General features: G+C 54.5%; 16 protein-coding genes and 1 tRNA gene. 14 read left to right on the top strand and 3 right to left on the bottom strand.

The window, feature by feature from the left end; genetic code table 11:
- The first annotated feature begins 150 nt into the window (after positions 1-150).
- From AABM55_RS07455 to AABM55_RS07435, 5 genes are read left to right on the top strand one after another with little or no spacing between them, the layout of a single operon-like run.
- Positions 151-1,443, top strand: a complete 1,293-nt coding sequence (locus AABM55_RS07455; RefSeq protein ID WP_054598260.1) for an OprD family porin — start codon at positions 151-153, stop codon at positions 1,441-1,443.
- Between the two features lie 54 nt (positions 1,444-1,497).
- Positions 1,498-2,487 carry a tripartite tricarboxylate transporter substrate binding protein gene (locus tag AABM55_RS07450; protein ID WP_054596101.1) on the top strand — a complete coding sequence of 330 codons (990 nt, stop codon included), beginning with the start codon at positions 1,498-1,500 and terminating at the stop codon, positions 2,485-2,487.
- Positions 2,488-2,545: 58 nt separating this feature from the next.
- Positions 2,546-3,004, top strand: a complete 459-nt coding sequence (locus AABM55_RS07445) for a tripartite tricarboxylate transporter TctB family protein (RefSeq protein ID WP_054596100.1) — start codon at positions 2,546-2,548, stop codon at positions 3,002-3,004.
- Between the two features lies 1 nt (position 3,005).
- A complete protein-coding gene (locus AABM55_RS07440; RefSeq protein WP_347929224.1) occupies positions 3,006-4,520 on the top strand; it encodes a tripartite tricarboxylate transporter permease in 1,515 nt (504 codons plus the stop codon).
- Complete coding sequence (locus AABM55_RS07435) at positions 4,513-5,550, top strand: AbrB family transcriptional regulator (protein WP_347929223.1); 1,038 nt, start codon at positions 4,513-4,515, stop codon at positions 5,548-5,550. The genes AABM55_RS07440 and AABM55_RS07435 overlap by 8 nt, the downstream gene beginning before the upstream one ends.
- A 173-nt stretch (positions 5,551-5,723) precedes the next feature.
- On the opposite strand, the gene ung is transcribed toward AABM55_RS07435, so the two are convergent.
- On the bottom strand, positions 5,724-6,416 hold the full coding sequence (gene ung / locus AABM55_RS07430; RefSeq protein ID WP_054596097.1) for a uracil-DNA glycosylase: 693 nt from the start codon (positions 6,414-6,416) through the stop codon (positions 5,724-5,726).
- A 131-nt stretch (positions 6,417-6,547) separates the two neighbouring features.
- On the opposite strand from ung, the gene AABM55_RS07425 reads away from it, so the two are divergent.
- On the top strand, positions 6,548-7,660 hold the full coding sequence (locus tag AABM55_RS07425) for an enoyl-CoA hydratase/isomerase family protein (protein WP_347929222.1): 1,113 nt from the start codon (positions 6,548-6,550) through the stop codon (positions 7,658-7,660).
- Positions 7,661-7,713: 53 nt separating this feature from the next.
- Here the strand turns inward: AABM55_RS07425 and AABM55_RS07420 are convergent, their stop codons facing one another.
- A complete protein-coding gene (locus tag AABM55_RS07420) occupies positions 7,714-8,148 on the bottom strand; it encodes a hypothetical protein (RefSeq protein WP_347929221.1) in 435 nt (144 codons plus the stop codon).
- 248 nt (positions 8,149-8,396) lie between these two features.
- Positions 8,397-8,669: a hypothetical protein gene (locus AABM55_RS07415; RefSeq protein ID WP_347929220.1), complete on the bottom strand. Its 273-nt coding sequence runs from the start codon at positions 8,667-8,669 to the stop codon at positions 8,397-8,399.
- 239 nt (positions 8,670-8,908) lie between these two features.
- Here AABM55_RS07415 and AABM55_RS07410 point away from each other — a divergent pair, with 239 nt between their 5' ends.
- The 8 genes from AABM55_RS07410 to AABM55_RS07375 all read left to right on the top strand — a co-directional run bounded on the left by AABM55_RS07410 (position 8,909) and on the right by AABM55_RS07375 (position 17,897).
- Positions 8,909-9,115: a cysteine-rich CWC family protein gene (locus AABM55_RS07410; protein ID WP_054596093.1), complete on the top strand. Its 207-nt coding sequence runs from the start codon at positions 8,909-8,911 to the stop codon at positions 9,113-9,115.
- Between the two features lie 37 nt (positions 9,116-9,152).
- Positions 9,153-9,845 (top strand): pseudouridine synthase, encoded by a 693-nt coding sequence (locus AABM55_RS07405; RefSeq protein ID WP_347929219.1) that lies wholly within the window; start codon positions 9,153-9,155, stop codon positions 9,843-9,845.
- 312 nt (positions 9,846-10,157) lie between these two features.
- On the top strand, positions 10,158-11,042 hold the full coding sequence (locus AABM55_RS07400; RefSeq protein ID WP_054596091.1) for an alpha/beta fold hydrolase: 885 nt from the start codon (positions 10,158-10,160) through the stop codon (positions 11,040-11,042).
- 344 nt (positions 11,043-11,386) lie between these two features.
- Positions 11,387-11,460, top strand: a tRNA-Gly gene (locus tag AABM55_RS07395).
- 756 nt (positions 11,461-12,216) lie between these two features.
- Positions 12,217-13,599, top strand: a complete 1,383-nt coding sequence (locus AABM55_RS07390; protein WP_347929218.1) for a site-specific integrase — start codon at positions 12,217-12,219, stop codon at positions 13,597-13,599.
- Entirely contained in the window at positions 13,596-16,943 is a 3,348-nt protein-coding gene (locus AABM55_RS07385; protein WP_347929217.1) for a hypothetical protein, read from the top strand. Before AABM55_RS07390 ends, AABM55_RS07385 begins: the two co-directional genes overlap by 4 nt.
- Positions 16,943-17,515 (top strand): hypothetical protein, encoded by a 573-nt coding sequence (locus AABM55_RS07380; protein WP_347929216.1) that lies wholly within the window; start codon positions 16,943-16,945, stop codon positions 17,513-17,515. Before AABM55_RS07385 ends, AABM55_RS07380 begins: the two co-directional genes overlap by 1 nt.
- On the top strand, positions 17,493-17,897 hold the full coding sequence (locus AABM55_RS07375; protein ID WP_347929215.1) for a hypothetical protein: 405 nt from the start codon (positions 17,493-17,495) through the stop codon (positions 17,895-17,897). Before AABM55_RS07380 ends, AABM55_RS07375 begins: the two co-directional genes overlap by 23 nt.
- Positions 17,898-18,079: the final 182 nt, after the last annotated feature.

The raw sequence follows: 18,079 nt of genomic DNA, 5'->3' as shown, positions 1-18,079 counted from the left end.
CAATGAAAGTCTGCTGAAAGGTTGGAGAAAGGTTAGCCCGTTAGAGTCCAGCCACGGACAGTTTCGACTGCCGTGACCATGAAGCGCTGCAACCGAAAAACGCCTCGAAGCGTTTTCGTCAAATAAGAACAATAAATGGAGTATTTCAGCATGCTGTCCACACAGCCTCAGGCTTGCCCGCCTGCGCGTTTTTCCCGCCTCGCCTCCACCGCTCTCGCCAGTGCCGCCGCCCTCGCCGGCTTTTCGCCTGTCAGCCAGGCTGCCTTCTTCGAAGACAGTAGCGCGACCCTCGAAACCCGTAACATGTACTTCAACCGCGACTTTCGCAGTGGCACCAGTGCTCAACAGTCCAAGCGTGACGAATGGGCCCAGGGCTTCATGCTCAACGTGCAGTCAGGCTACACCGACGGCACCGTGGGTTTTGGTGTCGACGCGCTGGGCATGCTCGGGGTCAAGCTCGATTCCAGCCCCGACCGCACCGGCACCGGCTTGCTGCCAACCCACGATGACGGGCGTGCCGCCAATGAGTACTCCAAACTTGGCCTGACCGGCAAAATGAAGATCTCTGCTACCGAGCTCAAAGTCGGTAGCCTGATACCTGAATTGCCGACCCTCAAGCCCAACGATGGGCGAATTCTGCCGCAGACCTTTGAAGGCGGCCTGGTGACTTCAAAGGAAATCAAGAACCTGACCTTCACCGGCGGGCGCCTCGATAAAGCCAAGGACCGCGACAGCACCGATTTCGAGGACATCGCCCTCAACAACAAGAACAGCCGTTTCGCCGGCACCGTGCCCGGCACGCATTTCGATTTCGGCGGTGTCGACTACAAGTTCACCGACAAGATCACCGGCAGTTACCACTTCGCTCAACTGGGCGAGGTGTACAACCAGCATTTCCTTGGCCTGGTCGCCTCGCAACCGTTCGGTCCGGGCACTTTTGCCACCGACCTGCGGCTGGCCATCAGCAATGACCAGGGCCAGGCCCGTGGCGGCAAGATCGACAACAAATCCCTCAACGGCCTGGTGAGTTATGCCTTGAGCGGGCATAAACTCACCGCCGGTTATCAGCACATGTCCGGCGACAGCGCCTTCCCGTATGTCGATGGTGCCGACCCGTATCTGGTCAACTTCGTGCAGATCAACGACTTTGCAGGCGCCGAAGAACACTCCTGGCAGGCGCGTTACGACTACGACTTCGCCAAGCTCGGGGTTCCGGGCCTGAGCTTCATGACCCGTTACATCAGCGGTGACAACATCAAGCTGAAAAACGGCGCCACCGGCGAAGAGTGGGAACGCAATACCGAGATCAAATACGTGGTGCAAAGTGGTGCCCTCAAGGACGTCGCCGTGCGTCTGCGCAATGCCACCTACCGCTCCAACTACTCTGCCCGTGACGCTGATGAAGTGCGTTTGCTGGTGAGCTACAGCGTTGCCCTTTGGTAATTGATTCAACAAACGACAGCTCCTACACAACAACAACTCCTGTGGAGACGAAAAATGGACTTATCACTGCGTAAAGTTGCATTAGCCGCCAGCTGCCTGCTGTTCGCCGGCCCACTGCTGGCCGATGTGGCCGGCGAGCCCAAGCGCCCGGAATGCATTGCCCCGGCATCCCCCGGCGGAGGCTTCGACCTGACCTGCAAACTGGCGCAAAGCGCGCTGGTGAACGAAAAAATCCTGACCAAACCGATGCGCGTGACCTACATGCCCGGCGGTGTCGGCGCGGTGGCTTACAACGCCGTCGTCGCCCAGCGCCCAGCCGATGCCGGCACGCTGGTGGCCTGGTCCAGCGGCTCGCTGCTGAACCTGGCCCAAGGCAAGTTCGGTCGCTTCGACGAAAACGCCGTGCGCTGGCTGGCAGCGGTGGGCACCAGCTACGGTGCCATCGCGGTGAAAAGCGACTCGCCCTACAAGAACCTTGACGACCTTGTTCAGGCGTTGAAGAAAGACCCGAGCAAAGTAGTGATCGGTTCCGGCGGCACGGTGGGCAGTCAGGACTGGATGCAAACCGCGCTGATTGCCAAGGCCGCCGGGATCAACCCGCGTGACCTGCGCTACGTCGCCCTCGAAGGCGGCGGTGAAATTGCTACGGCGCTGCTCGGTGGTCACATCCAGGTCGGCAGCACCGACATCTCCGACTCCATGCCGCACATCCAGAGCGGTGACATGCGCCTGCTGGCCGTGTTCGCCAACGAGCGTCTGGACGAGCCGGAAATGAAGGATATTCCGACCGCCAAAGAGCAAGGCTACGACATCGTCTGGCCAGTGGTTCGGGGTTTCTACCTCGGGCCAAAAGTCAGCGATGCGGAATATGCCTGGTGGAAAAACGCCTTCGACAAACTGCTGGCCTCTGAAGACTTCGCCAAACTGCGCGATCAGCGTGAACTGTTCCCGTTCGCCATGACCGGGCCAGAGCTGGACACCTACGTGAAGAAGCAGGTAGCGGACTACAAACTGCTGGCCAAAGAGTTCGGCCTGATTCAGTAATCGCCTCTGTTACGCGGCCAGCCCCTTGCGCATCAAGGGGCTGGCCCAGGAGTTTGTCATGCTCTTACAACGCATTTTTGCCTCGGTGCTGTTACTGGCCTGTCTTGGCCTGGCACTGATGGCCTGGCCGTATCAAGCGGCATTTTCCTATGAACCCGTCGGCCCCAGAGCCTTTCCGTTGTTGATGCTCGGCTTGATGGGCGTGGCACTGCTGTACATGGTGTTTCGCCCTGCGCCGATCAAACACAGTGAAGACGAGCCGCCACTGGACCGCGAAACCCTGACCAAGATCGGTATCTGTGTCGTTCTACTGCTGGTGTTCGCCGGAACCTTCGAACCGCTCGGGTTCATTGTTTCGAGCATCCTCATCGGCGTACCGATGGCCCGTTTGTACGGTGGCCGCTGGTTGCCGAGCGTGGTGATCATCAGCTTGATGAGCGTCGGTCTGTACATGCTGTTCGACCGGTTGATGGACGTGCCACTGCCGTTGGGCCTGCTCGACGTTCTGGAGAACTGATATGGATACCCTTAACTACCTCGGCCAGGGTTTTGGCGTCGCACTGACTCCTTACAACCTGGTCACCGCGTTGTGCGGCACCCTGATCGGCACCGTGGTCGGCTTGTTGCCGGGTCTTGGGCCGATCAACGGCGTGGCGTTGTTGATACCGATTGCGTTCGCCCTCGGCCTGCCACCGGAGTCCGCGCTGATCCTCTTGGCTGCCGTCTACCTGGGCTGCGAATACGGCGGACGGATCAGCTCGATTCTGCTGAACATTCCGGGCGAAGCGTCGACGGTCATGACCACTCTCGACGGCTACCCGATGGCTCGCCAGGGCATGGCCGGGGTGGCACTGTCGTTGTCGGCCTGGAGCTCGTTCATCGGCGCATTCATCGCCACCTGCGGCATGGTGCTGTTCGCCCCGCTGCTGGCGAAATGGGCCATCGCTTTCGGCCCTGCGGAATACTTCGTGCTGATGGTCTTCGCCATTGTCTGCCTCGGTGGCATGGCCGGTGATCGACCGCTGAAAACCTTTATTGCCGCGCTGATCGGGTTGTTTCTGTCGTGCGTCGGGATCGACGCCAACAGCGGCGTGTACCGTTTCACTGGAGACAACATCCACCTCACCGACGGTATTCAATTCGTGGTGTTGGTGCTGGGTCTGTTCTCCATCAGCGAAATCCTCTTGCTGCTGGAAAAAACCCATCACGGCCAGGAAGCCGTGAAAGCCACCGGGCGGATGATGTTCAACTTCAAGGAAGCCGCCTCGGTGTTCGTGGTGAACATCCGTTGCGGCGTTCTGGGGTTCATCATGGGCGTGTTGCCGGGTGCCGGTGCGACGCTGGCCAGTGCCGTTGCCTACATGACCGAGAAACGCATCGCCGGCGCCAGCGGCACCTTCGGCCAAGGCGACAAACGTGGCCTCGCGGCGCCGGAAACCGCCATCGGCGGTGCTGCCTGCGGCGCGTTGGTGCCGATGCTGACCCTCGGCGTACCGGGTTCGGGCACCACGGCGGTGATGATCGGCGCCCTGTCGCTGTACAACATCACCCCGGGGCCGCTGTTGTTCCAACAGCAACCGGACATCGTCTGGGGCCTGATCGCCTCGTTGTTCGTCGCCAACGTCATGCTGGTGATCCTCAATATCCCGATGATCCGCATCTTCACCCGCATCCTTGCCGTGCCGAACTGGGCACTGGTGCCGGTGATCGCGATCATTACCGGGATCGGCGTCTACGCCGTGCACGCGACGACCTTCGACCTGTTCCTGATGATCGGCATCGGCATCTTCGGCTACATCCTGCGCAAGCTGGATTTCCCGTTGTCGCCAGTTCTACTGGGGTTCATTCTCGGCGGCTTGATGGAACAGAACCTGCGCCGTGCGCTGTCGATTTCCAACGGTGCGCTGGAAATCCTCTGGTCAAGCCCGATTACGTTCGGTGTCTGGGTGCTGACGGCGATCATGCTGCTGATGCCTATCCTGCGCATCTGGCGCAAACGTTCCGTGGCGCGGCGTGCAATCGCCGATGTCTGATCGGCCTTTCAAAAGCTGGTGGGGAACACCGCTGGTCGGTCTGCTGGGCGGGTACCTCGCCAGCCAGATCGGCTGGCCGCTGCCATGGATGGTCGGCTCGTTGCTGGCGATCATCCTGGTGCGCTGCCTGACACCCTGGCAATTGGCGGAAATTCCTGGCGGGCGTAAATGCGGCCAGTGGATTGTCGGCATCGGCATTGGCCTGCACTTCACCCCGCTGGTGATCGAGCAGGTCATGCGCCACTTTGGCCTGATCTTCTTCGGGGCGCTGGTCACCAGCCTGTCGGCAGTGGTCGGGGTCTGGTTGCTGCGGCGCACCGGCGAGGATCGCGCCACTGCATTTTTCTCCAGCATGCCGGGCGGCTCCGGTGAAATGGTCAACCTTGGCGCACGCAATGGCGCCGTGCTCAGCCGGGTGGCGGCAGGGCAAAGTCTTCGGGTGCTGGTGGTGGTGCTCTGTGTACCGGCAGCCTTCAAATACTTGCTTGGCGACGGCGCCCCACAACTGCATCCGGCCAGCGTCGATTGGCGCTGGCTGGCGGTGTTGTTTCCGGCCGGTGCCCTGCTCGCCTGGATCTGGCAACGGTTGCGCCAGCCCAACCCCTGGCTGTTTGGCCCGTTGCTGGTGAGTGCGGCGGTGAGCATCGGCTGGGATTTACACATCGGGCTGCCCCACGGCGGCAGTCAGATCGGCCAATGGCTGATCGGCAGTGGCCTGGGCTGTCACTTCAATCGGCAGTTCTTCCGTCGCGCACCATCGTTCATGGGCCGGACCCTGATCGGTACGGCGCTGACCATGCTGATCGCCACACTGGCGGCGCTGGGACTGAGTGCCCTGACCCAACTGGACCTGCGCTCACTGACTCTGGGCATGATGCCTGGCGGCATTGCAGAAATGAGCCTGACCGCTGAAACCTTGCAACTGTCAGTGCCGTTGGTCACAGCGATGCAAGTGATGCGGTTGTTGTTCGTGCTGTTTCTGGCGGAGCCGTTGTTCAGGTATTGGGACCGGTTGCCGGATGACACCTGAGTTGATCACCTGTGGCGAGGGGGCTTGCCCCCGTTCGGCTGCGTAGCAGTCGTAAACCATATGTCTGTGGTGTGTCTGACAAAATGCAGTGGCTGGTTTTGGGGCCGCTTCGCGACCCAACGGGGGCAAGCCCCCTCACCACAAAAGCCGCTCCCCTTCACTTTCGCGTCGTTTCAGACCGGTGGCAACCGCCAGTCGATCGGTGTCTCGCCATTCTGTTCAAGATACTTGTTGGCACGGCTGAAATGCCCGCAACCGAGGAATCCACGGTAAGCGGACAGCGGCGACGGGTGCACCGACGTCAGCACCAGATGTTTGGTCGCATCGATCAGTTTCTGTTTGCTCTGTGCATGAGCACCCCACAGCAAAAACACCAGATGGGGCTGATGTTCGCTGACCACCTCGATAATCCGATCGGTAAAGTGCTGCCAGCCCTTGCCCGCATGGGCGTTGGCATTGGCCCGCTCCACGGTCATGGTGGTGTTGAGCATCAGCACGCCCTGGTCGGCCCAGCTTTGCAGGTAACCGTGGTTCGGGATGTCGATGTTCAGGTCGCGCTTCAACTCTTTATAGATGTTCACCAGCGACGGTGGCGCCGGTACACCCGGTTGCACCGAGAAGCACAAGCCATGGGCCTGACCCGGGCCGTGGTATGGGTCCTGGCCGAGAATCACCACTTTGACCTTGTCCAGCGGCGTCGAATTGAGGGCGTTGAAGATCATCGGTCCCGGCGGATAGATTTCCTTGCCTGCGGCGTTTTCCTGCCGCAGAAACTCGCGCAACTCAGCCATGTAAGGCTGGTCGAATTCGGCACGCAGTGCTTCCTTCCAGCTCGGTTCGAGTTTGATACGGTCTTCAACAGTCATGGTTACACCCGAGAATTCAATGGGGCGAACCCTAGGAAAGCCCACCGCGCTTGTCAATTGATCTGACGCAGATCCAGCACTTTCTCGTACAGCGATCATACTGAACGTTCAATTCAGTCATCGAGGTCAAAATGAATCTGCACTTCGAAGAACTCACCGGCACGGACGGCGCACGCATCGGCATCGCCAGCCTGGATGCCGAAAAATCCCTGAACGCCCTCTCGCTGCCGATGATCAGAGCCTTGAACGATCAACTGGAGGCCTGGGCCAAAGAGCCGCAGATTGTCTGCGTGCTGTTACGCGGTAACGGCGCCAAGGCGTTTTGCGCCGGCGGTGAAGTGCGCAACCTGGTAGAGGCCTGTAGAGCCCATCCCGGTGAGGTTCCGCCCTTGGCCGCACAATTTTTCTCGGCGGAATATCGCCTTGATTTTCGCTTGCACACCTACCCTAAACCGCTGATCTGCTGGGGCCATGGTTACGTTCTCGGTGGCGGCCTGGGGTTGCTGCAAGGCGCGAGCATTCGCATCGTCACCCCGAGCAGCCGCCTGGCCATGCCCGAAATCAGTATCGGCCTGTACCCGGATGTTGGCGCCAGTTGGTTTTTGTCACGATTACCCGGCAAGCTCGGCCTGTTTCTTGGTTTGACCGGCGCGCAGATGAACGCACGCGACGCCATTGACCTGGACCTGGCTGACCGCTTCTTGCGGGATGAACAGCAGGAGGAGCTTATCGAAGGTCTGCTGCAATTGAATTGGCAGGAACAAACGCCAATGCAGCTCAACAGCCTGCTCAAGGCCTTGCAACAGGAAGCCGTCGGACAAATGCCCGAGGCGCAATGGTTGCCACGACGCCAGCAGATTGATGAGTTGCTGGATGTCAGCGATGTACGCTGTGCCTGGCGCGCCATCAGTCTGTTGCGTGATCACCGCGACTTGCTGCTGGCCCGCGCGGCAAAAAACCTGCACGAGGGCTGCCCACTGACGGCTCATCTGGTCTGGGAGCAAATCCAGCGTGCTCGGCACCTGTCATTGGCCGAGGTATTCCAGATGGAATACACCATGAGCCTGAACTGCTGCCGGCACCCGGAATTCAGCGAAGGTGTTCGTGCGCGCTTGATCGACAAGGACCAGAAGCCGCACTGGCATTGGCCGGACATCAACGCGATACCTGAAGCGGTAGTCCAGGCGCATTTCCATAAGGTCTGGGAAGGTCGGCATCCGCTGGCAGATTTGTCGGGTTATTGAAATCCGGGCATAAAAAAAGCGGCGCTGAATGCGCCGCTTGATCGTTGCAAGGCTTAACGGTGGCCGTCCCAATTGCGGCGGCCATCGCGACCATCACGGTCACCCTGTCTGTCGTGATCACGCCCGTCACGATGCCCCCGATCATCCCATTCCCGGCGACCATGGCCACCCTCTTCGCGATGACCCCAGCCATGGCGGTCGCGGTCATCCCAGCCACGGTTCTGGTAAACGCGGTACTCGACTCGCGGTGCTGCCTGGTAATAACGCGGCGCTGGCTGGTAGTAGCGCGGCGGCGAGTAGTAACGCGGAGCTGGCTCGTAGTAACGCGCAGGCGGTGCGGAGTAATAGGATCCACCTCCGTAGTAATAGGTCGGCGCCGGCGAGGTATAGACCTGAGGGCCGTAATTACCGGGACCTTCGTCGTAATAGGGAACACAAGCAGAAAGCGTCAAACCCAATGAAGCAATGAGAAGAAGTCGACGATACATGGCGGCCTCCTGGACCGCGAATGAGCCATACCAGCGACGCTGGTCAGCGGCAGCCAATTCATCTGACTGACGAAATATCTGACAGCAAAATCGGAATCTGGTGCGATTTAGAAACAAATTTAAACACGTAGCCAATAACGCTTCTCGACCGCTGGAAGCCGGCATGAAAAACGGCGCTTCCTTTACCCGCAAAGCGCCGTGAAATGAAAGGATTGAAAAACAATTGAGCCCGCTCGCCTTACCTGGCGTCAATCGTGCTCGTGGCGATCCCTCCCGCGCCCGCGGTCATGGTCATGGTCACCATGGTAATAATGGCGATAACCGCCGTAATAGCGAGGGCCATAGTAGTAACCACCATAGTAATAGGGCCTGTAGTAATAACCGCCGTAGTAATAACCGCCGTAGTAATAAGGTGCCGGCGCGGTGTACACCTCTGGACCGTAATAGCCGGGTTCTGCGTAGTAAAAACAGGCGGAAAGACTCAAGCCAAACAACCCACTGAGCAAGATTCGACGGTACATGGCGGCCTCCTGGACCGCAGGCAGCACATTCCGAAAACGCGGATTGCTGCCAGTCGGAACACTGAACGGCTGACATTGATTAAGACTCTGTCACAACCGCCAAGTGCCTCCTTTCACAGAACTTCAGATCAGCGGCCCGCCCAACTTGCACAGCCTGTTGTCACGCAACGATCAGGCGATGTACCGTGCCAAGCCTATCGACCCTGACCGAACCTGCGCAGAAGTGCCCCACTCCAGTGATGAATAAACCAGACCTCTGCCCGGCCTGCGGCGCCAGCAACGATTGCAGCCTGGCCGATCCGCGAACCGCCGACCAGGCTTGCTGGTGCTACACCGTGGCTATCGACCCGGCAGTGCTGCTGGCGTTGCCCGCCGAACTGCGCGACCAGTCATGCCTGTGCCCGAGCTGCGCTCAAGTCGAGTCGCAGCTGCGAGCAGCCCTATAGGGTAAGATGCGCGCCCTTTTCCGATCTGCCGACCGTCATGCGCGTTGACCGCTTCCTCAGCAACCTGCCCCGCTTCAACCGCAAACAGGTGCGCTTGCTGTTGGTCGAACAGCGGATCAGGGTCGACGGGCAGATCGTCAGCGATCCACATTGGGAAGTCCGCGAGTTCAGCCGTGTCGAGTGCGACGACGAAGTGCTGCAAGCCGGCAAACCACCGCGCTACTTCATGCTGCACAAACCGCCAGGTTGTGTCAGCGCCACTCGCGACCCGCAACACCCGACTGTCCTCGACCTGATTCTTGAACCTGACAAGGATGACCTGCACATCGCCGGGCGTCTGGACTTCAACACCACCGGGCTGATGCTGATCACCAACGACGGTTCCTGGTCGCGGCGCCTGACCCAACCGCAGACCAAACTGCCGAAGGTCTACTACGTCGAAACCGAACAGCCGATAACGCCAGAGTACGCACAGACCTTCGCCCAGGGCCTGTACTTCGCCTTTGAAGACCTCACCACCCAGCCTGCGGACCTGGTAGTGCTGGGCGAAAAATCTGCGCGATTGAGTATCGTCGAAGGCCGTTATCACCAGGTGAAGCGGATGTTTGGCCACTTCGATAACAAGGTCTTGCGCCTGCACCGCGAACGCATGGGGCCGCTGGTACTCGATGACACATTGAGGCCGGGTGAGTACCGTCCGCTGAGCGCCACAGAGACCCAGCTGATCTGAAGCAAGCGACCGCTGAGCAGAAGTTGTCGAACAATTTACAAACTGCACTTGCGCGATGACCACTCCCCTGCTTGAATCAGGACGTCGGCCGAAATGTGACCGGCAAGTCATAACATACTTCTAAGAAACTTTTTGTCGGCAGAGCGCCTCGCAGATTCCACCTCTCCCGACAGACTGCCCGCCAATAACAATACCCGTCGACCAGCCTCCACCGGATCGACATGGGCTCAAAAATTCCAGGCGTATGCCTACCTGTCACAAAGCTCGTGCAATCTCATTGCGCGCATACCCGCTTGCCAGGAGTCTTACGACATGAGGCCAGAAATCGCTGTGCTGGATATACAAGGTCAGTACCGGGTTTACACGGAGTTCTATCGCGCAGACGCCGCAGAGAAGACCATTATTCTGGTCAACGGCTCGATGGCCACCACTGCATCGTTTGCACAAACCGTGAAAAACCTGCACCCGCAATTCAACGTGGTGCTGTACGACCAGCCCTACGCGGGCAAGTCCAAAGCCCACAATCGGCACGAGAAAATGCTCACCAAGGAAGTCGAAGGACAGATCCTCCTTGAGCTGATCGATCATTTTGCCGCGGAACACGTGATGTCATTCTCGTGGGGTGGCGCAGCCACCATGATCGCTCTGGCGCAGCGCCCGCGCCGGATCGAAAAGGCCGTGATCAGCTCGTTCTCGCCAGTGGTCAACGAGCACATGCGCGATTACCTGGAGCGCGGTGTCGACTACCTCGGCAAGCTCGACCGTGACCGTGTCGGCCACCTGGTCAACAACACCATCGGCAAGCACCTGCCATCGCTGTTCAAACGCTTCAACTATCGTCACGTCAGCACCTTGGCCGAACACGAATACGGGCAAATGCACTTCCACATCAGCCAGGTACTCAACAGCGATCGTATGTGCTACCTCAAGGCGGCCAAGCACATCGACGTGCCGGTGCTGTTCATGAACGGTGAATGGGACGAGTACACCGCCGCCAGCGATGCCCACCTGTTCGCCAGCCATGTGCAACACAGCACGTTCAGCACCATCCGGGCCACCGGGCACTTTCTCGACATGGAGCACAAAGCCGCCTGCCGAGACAGCCGCCACGCATTGCTGGGGTTCCTGAAACCGGCTCATCATGAAGGCCGAACGCGTTCCCACTTCACCCAGGACCACCATGCATTGGCCATTTGAAACAGCGTCCTCGCGAGCAACCTCGTCTTCCTGACTACACGCATTACCTGTAGGAACGAGGCTTGCCCGCGACAGACCGCAACACGCTTTCAAACCCTGCGTACCACCGCCATCGCTAGCGCTGAGCCCAGCTGCCGACGAGGCATGCGCCTACCCGCCCGAATCTGCAAAAAACCACGTAAACACAGATCCGCTAAAGAAAAACTTCAAATCCCCGGCCACATCTGGTACAAAGTCAGCCGCTCTGAGCGGGTGTCGTATAATGGCATTACTCCAGCTTCCCAAGCTGATAACGAGGGTTCTTATTGGACAACCCGTTTTGTGAGCAAAGAAACACGCGTAAAGCGGGTATAGTTTAGTGGCAAAACGAAAGCTTCCCAAGCTTTAGTTGAGGGTTCGATTCCCTCTACCCGCTCCACCTTCCCCCTCCCTCCCCCCCGTAAATAAGGCCTCTTGGCCTCTCCTGTCAGTCCATTCTTCTGCCCCCCCCTGCTCTGCTCGCCCACTTCCTAAACACCACTGACCCACCATTGAGTGATCATCACAGATCACATTGCGTTGTGAATAAAGGAAGCCTCTACTGAGGGAGCAAAACGAGCTAGTACTGCGCACCCCAGACATTACTCACCAAACCTGCACGCCAGGTCAGGTCAGGTCAGGTCAGATGAGTAGGCACCTGTAAGTAGGGACTGAGAGCAGAATTGGTTCAACTGTGCACTTAGCGTTGGGGTGGACTGGTTGCACAGCCCCGCAGAAAGCCTTCGCTGCTCCCCCTAATCAAAAAACTACCCGTAGTCGCTGAGCCCGCTCGCTAGCACGCACGCACGCACGCACGCACGAGGGGAGTTATCGACCCCAAGGTATATTTGATTAGGGACGCGCAGGACAAAAAACGATTGCTGACTCGCATGTGCATGAAGCGCTATCCCAAGGGCAGCGAATGTCGAAAACCTGCATAGAACATAAACGCAAGGTACGCTAGCGCATCAATTCCAAAAAGGAATTAGCCACAAAGAATCTACCACATGTAAAATCCGGCACGAATTTATATCACTTAAAAAATAGCGTGTCAATATATGCAAAATGTTTTTTCCAAAAGTCATCCGATCGTGCCGCCCCCTAAATCAATCATCCACCCCCCCGCACACCGTGAAAAAGCCAAGGGGAAGCCACAGTGAAGCACGTCTACTTGATCCAGGTGGACAACACACCGCGTCTGTACGAATTAGCCACAGGTCGTCCGATTGATGCCTTCAACCGGTACGCGACGTACAAAACCAAGGAGGTGGGTCATGCGTTCGCCGAATCATTGCCTCCCCAATACTGTCATGCAACGGCTGGCTTTTTTGATTACTGCTATGAAACTGGCGTAATGGGTGGCCCACCCATGCCAACAGAAGCTGCTCAGACAACCATCAACCTCTACTGGGATTTTCTTACAAAGGGTGTTAACAGCACCGACTTCGTAGTTCGCCGGGCTGCTAAAGCGCTGGGAAAGACACCAGTGAAGCCTAAAAGTGCACGGACATATCTGGCAGGGGTCAACGATTTCCTTCGCACCAGCCAAATGAAACTCAAGGACATGGCTTCACTGGTTCGGATCCTTACCAAGAGCGACGCGCTCGCTAACGTCGTGTCCCTGCCCCAAACCGATAACAGGCGTCGCACCAAGTCGGAAATAGACAAAATTCACAGCCACACCCTCGCATTTGGCAATACTCCCAAGGACGTTCATGCCTATGCCCTAGGCGGCATACCCGGCGGAAAGGTTAAGGGATCCCAGGCTAGTCGCAATTTCCCCACTGAAAAAGTACTCGATCTCCTGAATAACATTGAAGCTCCAATGCACCGATGCATTGCAGCCATGATTGCCGCTGGCGGAGTGCGCCATTCCGAAGCTTGGGGAATTCGGAAATCAGATATAGATATTTATACTCGAACAGTTCGGATCGAAGACCCTAATTTCCATCGCAACCCGGCCGCTGAAAAAGCAGCGAAAAAGCTCCCTTATAAAGGCAGAACACTTGCGACCATAGTAATGTTCGAGCCTTTCAAGACTATCTTTTTTGAATCCCTTGCCGACTATTTTGATGTACGCCCCACTACCGACAGTGACTACCTGTTCGTCTCAGACGGCAAACAGACTTATGGCGAACCGCTTCTGCTTTCAAAAGATATGAACTCGTTAAACAAACAGTTGAACAGAGCCTTAAGAAAGGCTCAGCTCGATCTTGAAACTATTTCTCCCGCGTCTAATGCGCCCTACACCTCCCACAGCTTGAGGCACTTCTACGGAGTTTGGGCTAGAAACTTTGTGTATCTACCTGGTCGTCGCGTGATAGGGCTTACGTTACCAGAGATAAAACTTTTAATGGGACATAAAGACATTAGGTCTACCGAAAAATACGCTCGACTCAGCGAAGAGAATGCAATCGCTGAAATCGAAGCTGCAGAGCGGATGAAAGCCTTATGGGGTAAAAGTCCTAACATCGACCAAATCAGGTCAGCCGTTTACGCTGAGCTCGCCTATGACCTTTCTGAGCGAATGGCTGCATGATTAATACATCCGAAAAAATAATTTTAGCGCCAGGTATTAACATACAAAATGACGTCTGCAACGCCCTTGACACACTATGTAAATTAATGCGCAACGAGTATGGAAATAAAATAGAGCAAGCAGTGAATAGTACCGACCGGCAAGGCCGCGCCAGGTTCTCTCTTTTTATTTTAAAAAACCTGAAAAGCTTTAAAAAAATCAAGAAAAATGATCTAGACTTGATGTATGAGCTATCAGTGACCGATATGAATGATGATATTTGTGCGCGCTCTATCTACGAAAAGCTTACTGGAACCCAACCCGCTTTTATTGAAGATGCAATAGGGTTAAGAGTCTCAATCCGTACCATGTTTGTGATTCTCTGGTCAAAAGGGTTAGTAACACTTCCTTATACATTTGAGCTTGGCGGGGTTTGGGCAAAGTTCCCTACGCTAGAACCAATTAGCAAGGGATTTGTTTACGAATACTCGCAAGGCTTTCCAGAAACAGTCAGGGTGTCGAGAGTTTTTCAGTACCGGACTAACTGGATCAGTCCTGAGGACGTCAATTTTAGCGAGCTATGGGACGCTGCACCCGACGTCTGCGATAACCGTCTGTCTGATCCGAAATACTTTCGTTACCTTCCCTGGATCAAAAATTTTTCCGCCAAACACCCGAAAATATTAGCGCCAAGGGATGCCTATTATCTAGAAAAGTACCATCAGTACCTGCAAGCCAAATCAACAGCATCAATTTCCGCTCACGACTCAAAAATGAGCGTTGACGAGTTCAAGGATTATTTCGCAGTCCCTCCTGAGGACGCAGTAGCGATGACTCCAAAACAGCGGGAGCGTGCGAGGCGTTCCTACAAATCAAACTGGTCGCAAGAAAAAAAGGCGATTAGACAGCAGGCCAAGGATAAAGCAATTGCGGAACAGGTAGCAAAAGAGGAACTGAGCATTGAACAACACTCTATGCTTATACCAAGGCCAGAGCGTAGCTCCAATAATTTTGAGTGGCTGAAGAACAATTATTATACTGGCCGCCACCACGTTGACATTGACAAACAATCTAGACATTGGTTAGCCGCAGCAAATTATTATCTATCATACTTGGAGAATCAGAGCCATTCAACCAAATGGCGAGCAGCTAAAGTGCGGGCCATTGCATTTCTTTTAGACTACCTTTTCTGCTATCTCCCGATGTGGTTCGAAGCAAACCCACACACAGTTGTACGCTTCCCCGAGCGCCCATCCGATTTTGAGCGCGTTCTTTTTTGGAACAACACCCTCTCTCAAGCTGATTTAGATGACAACATATTTGGCTTGGAATACTCGCTTAGTGGGATAAAACTCCCCGGCACGCTTATTCAGCACTACGATATGACCTATACTGCCAAGACCAAAGCAGCTTTCGTGGCTAATATTCATGAATTTTTTGAGGTAATTATCACCAACAAAGCGTTAATAAAATCCGACGACGAATGGGTGATCGACAAAGGCTTCGAAAATCCAGTCAGTCTATTGCTTGATCGCTCTGGTAGCGGCGCACGTGGAAGCACCGACAAAGTACCTCTTCCAATTGACTCAACAGTAATAGCTAAAGCATACCTACAGGCTGTGGAAGAAGTTGGCATTACACTTCAACAGCAAATACTCACAGGACAACTCAACCGCGAAAGGCTTGATCAAGTCAGGCAGGCAGAATGGATAAATCTCTCTGAGCTTGGCTTGAACCAAACTATCCAAATTAAAAACCCGGACGACCAAGATGATGCAATCACCATTTCATTAAATCGTATAATCAATGTTTATTCTTGGCATTCCAGCCTATACGGGGCAGCCACTACAGAAGTTTACATGCCTTGGATCAGCGTAGTCAGAATGCTGTCTATCGCCTTGCATGGCGGCTTGCGCCTTCAGAACTGCCAGTGGCTGGACATCAACACTTTTGACAAGTTTCTTAGCAAACCTGAAAACAGAGTATTTAACTCTTGCATCCTCTATGTAAATACTGACAAGGACGGACAAGATCGCCCGGTTGTGATTCCTGATGAAGTCATGGAGTCTCTGGTTGCTGAGCGGCATTTTCAACGTGAGGTCTTTAAGAATCCACTGCTCCCCACCTATTATGAAAATGACCCAAAAGACCCCAAGAAATATGGAGAAATTTACACGCTTTTCCGCAGCCCTTGGAATGGAAGCGGACTGCCTTTTTCCGACTCAAATTACTCCGAAAAATGGACACTCCTGCTTTATGGTATTCAGGATACATACAACGGTCTTGTGCCTATGGAACGCCAACACATGTTTGTCACGTATAACAAACATGGACAAATGAAATCTATACATACGCCGCATTCCCTGAGGGCTACATGGCTCACCCACTTCCGAATCTACGGACATCTTGACGTCCGAGTGGCTCAACAACAAGTTGCTCATAAAAACCCATACACCACGGACTATTACACCATCCCTGATATTACTGAATCCATCAAAGCGATCTCAGAATCCAATAACCTTGTGATGCGTAGTGCTTGGGCGCAAATGGCTCCTGCAGCAACCAGCATCTACGAGAATTCTAATGCAATCACCTCCGGGTGGAGCGTAGACCGTAAAAAACTGGCTCATGACCAGAACTTCATCAGCGTTACCTCTGCGATGGTTGAACATGAAAAGACAGGCATGCAAATCATCGCCTCGGATAAAGATCCGGATGTCGGTTTTTATTCAAATTGCATCTGCCTTAAAAATGGCAACTGTCCAAAAAAACTAACAGCTTTCACTGGTAGAACAAGGGTGTGTGGACTCTGTCCTATTGCCGTCTTTGGAATCGACCATTTGCCTGCCATTAACTGCTTAATCCGCAAACTAGCTGGGGCATCCGAAGGATTAGTGATCAAACTTAAAGACCTCAAAGCGAGCAAGGCAAACAGGCATGAAGTTGAAGTCGTACACCATGATCTTACTGTGACGAAGCTCGAGCTAGGTAGTTATCACCTCATTAGCCTAGCACTGAAAAATCGCATCGAACAGGACAAGTCAGATCCAACTCTGATCACTAGAATGCGCGACTTGAAAAACTATCAATCACATGAAATCGATATGAACAATCCTGCACAACGCGTGATTGCTCAACTGCTAGATAGCAAAGACCACCCTCAATTCACGTCACCAAACTATCCATTTATGATTGAAAAAATTGCTAAGAATCCTGAACTGCTAAAACTTGCACTCTCTAAAGGTTCCGACCGAGATCGGTATGTTGGGCAGATACTCTCAATCATGAAAACGATGAGCTTGTCTTTGGCCGACATTGCTGAGCGCATTGATTCTAATACTCTGGCACTTAGCGACAAGCTCTAATGAAGCGAATACCTAACTGCGCTGCCTACCAAGCAAACAAGCTCACTAATACGCTTAAAAACGTCGAGAGTTGCTTAATCATGCTAAAAAGGGGTGAGCCGTTCCCCTCCATTAACCAGCTCACAATCGAAGTTGGCAGACATGTGGATCTCGACCCATCGATATTCCGGAAACTTACGGGCAAGCACCGCAAACTTTTAGACAAATATCTTAAGGACTTAGTCTCCAACAGCAAGAAAACGGAAATCAGCGAAAACTCAATTGACGCCTTGACCATCCGAAACGAGGAACTTTCGAGAAAAGTGGCAATCCTGGAGAAGGAACTTAAACAGCCCAGCAATAAATTAGCACTACTGCCGATCACTCCTAAGCAAGGGAATTCAAATACTTTTGACCTCGACAGCCTCTGCATGCTTGTTGACGACATATTAAAATGCCAACACAACTTGCGATTCAAAGATGGCGCACTTTACAACTACGAAACCTTCTCAGAGGAAGAAGAACTCGTTTCTATCGTGAAGAACTGCAAAACCTATTTGGACTGGAAAGATGGACGCAGACTCGTTAATTAATATCATACTAAGCATGCCGGTTAAAAATCCAAACGCCGTACAACTCCAAAAGCTGGTAGCTGAAATACTGCAGAGTGGCCAGGGCTTAAAGCTACATAGCGGCGAGGTGAATCTTACATGGCTAGCCGAGCGCATGGGAGTTACTCGCCAGTGTTTTTACCCCGGACGCGGGCATGATGAAATGCGGGTTATTGTCGGCATTCTCAATACACATATCTCAGCATTAGCAAATTCTCCCTGGCTCTCCGTCAACCCGAAACAAGGCAAACTTAATATCTCCCTTCGGAAGGCCCTATCAGAGAATGAGAGACTTAAAATGGAGCTTCTTAAAACCCAGAAACGCTGGAACGATCTCTATAATCAGCGTTTGATAGTGGACTGACCAATGGCTATATACCTAATCGTCAAAGTAATACATCGCCTTGATGAGATCGTGGTCATCAACGCAGTATCCACTTCTAATCAGCGGCGCGTAATATTTCGCGTAAAAGATCAGCGGTGTACTGCCGTCTTACCAGGAAGAACATATAGTGTACGACGAGCACATGGGCAGATTTCCTTTAC

The sequence above is a fragment of the Pseudomonas helvetica genome (genome assembly GCF_039908645.1).
GTDB lineage: Bacteria > Pseudomonadota > Gammaproteobacteria > Pseudomonadales > Pseudomonadaceae > Aquipseudomonas > Aquipseudomonas helvetica.
Note: the sequence above shows the minus strand (reverse complement) of the source record. Positions and strands in the feature narration are given on the sequence as shown.

Coding starts and splice junctions, on each gene's coding strand:
- AABM55_RS07455 (WP_054598260.1), top strand. CDS start 151: ATGCTGTCCACACAGCCTCAGGCTTGCCCGCCTGCGCGTTTTTCCCGC.
- AABM55_RS07450 (WP_054596101.1), top strand. CDS start 1,498: ATGGACTTATCACTGCGTAAAGTTGCATTAGCCGCCAGCTGCCTGCTG.
- AABM55_RS07445 (WP_054596100.1), top strand. CDS start 2,546: ATGCTCTTACAACGCATTTTTGCCTCGGTGCTGTTACTGGCCTGTCTT.
- AABM55_RS07440 (WP_347929224.1), top strand. CDS start 3,006: ATGGATACCCTTAACTACCTCGGCCAGGGTTTTGGCGTCGCACTGACT.
- AABM55_RS07435 (WP_347929223.1), top strand. CDS start 4,513: ATGTCTGATCGGCCTTTCAAAAGCTGGTGGGGAACACCGCTGGTCGGT.
- ung (WP_054596097.1), bottom strand. CDS start 6,416: ATGACTGTTGAAGACCGTATCAAACTCGAACCGAGCTGGAAGGAAGCA.
- AABM55_RS07425 (WP_347929222.1), top strand. CDS start 6,548: ATGAATCTGCACTTCGAAGAACTCACCGGCACGGACGGCGCACGCATC.
- AABM55_RS07420 (WP_347929221.1), bottom strand. CDS start 8,148: ATGTATCGTCGACTTCTTCTCATTGCTTCATTGGGTTTGACGCTTTCT.
- AABM55_RS07415 (WP_347929220.1), bottom strand. CDS start 8,669: ATGTACCGTCGAATCTTGCTCAGTGGGTTGTTTGGCTTGAGTCTTTCC.
- AABM55_RS07410 (WP_054596093.1), top strand. CDS start 8,909: ATGAATAAACCAGACCTCTGCCCGGCCTGCGGCGCCAGCAACGATTGC.
- AABM55_RS07405 (WP_347929219.1), top strand. CDS start 9,153: ATGCGCGTTGACCGCTTCCTCAGCAACCTGCCCCGCTTCAACCGCAAA.
- AABM55_RS07400 (WP_054596091.1), top strand. CDS start 10,158: ATGAGGCCAGAAATCGCTGTGCTGGATATACAAGGTCAGTACCGGGTT.
- AABM55_RS07385 (WP_347929217.1), top strand. CDS start 13,596: ATGATTAATACATCCGAAAAAATAATTTTAGCGCCAGGTATTAACATA.
- AABM55_RS07380 (WP_347929216.1), top strand. CDS start 16,943: ATGAAGCGAATACCTAACTGCGCTGCCTACCAAGCAAACAAGCTCACT.
- AABM55_RS07375 (WP_347929215.1), top strand. CDS start 17,493: ATGGACGCAGACTCGTTAATTAATATCATACTAAGCATGCCGGTTAAA.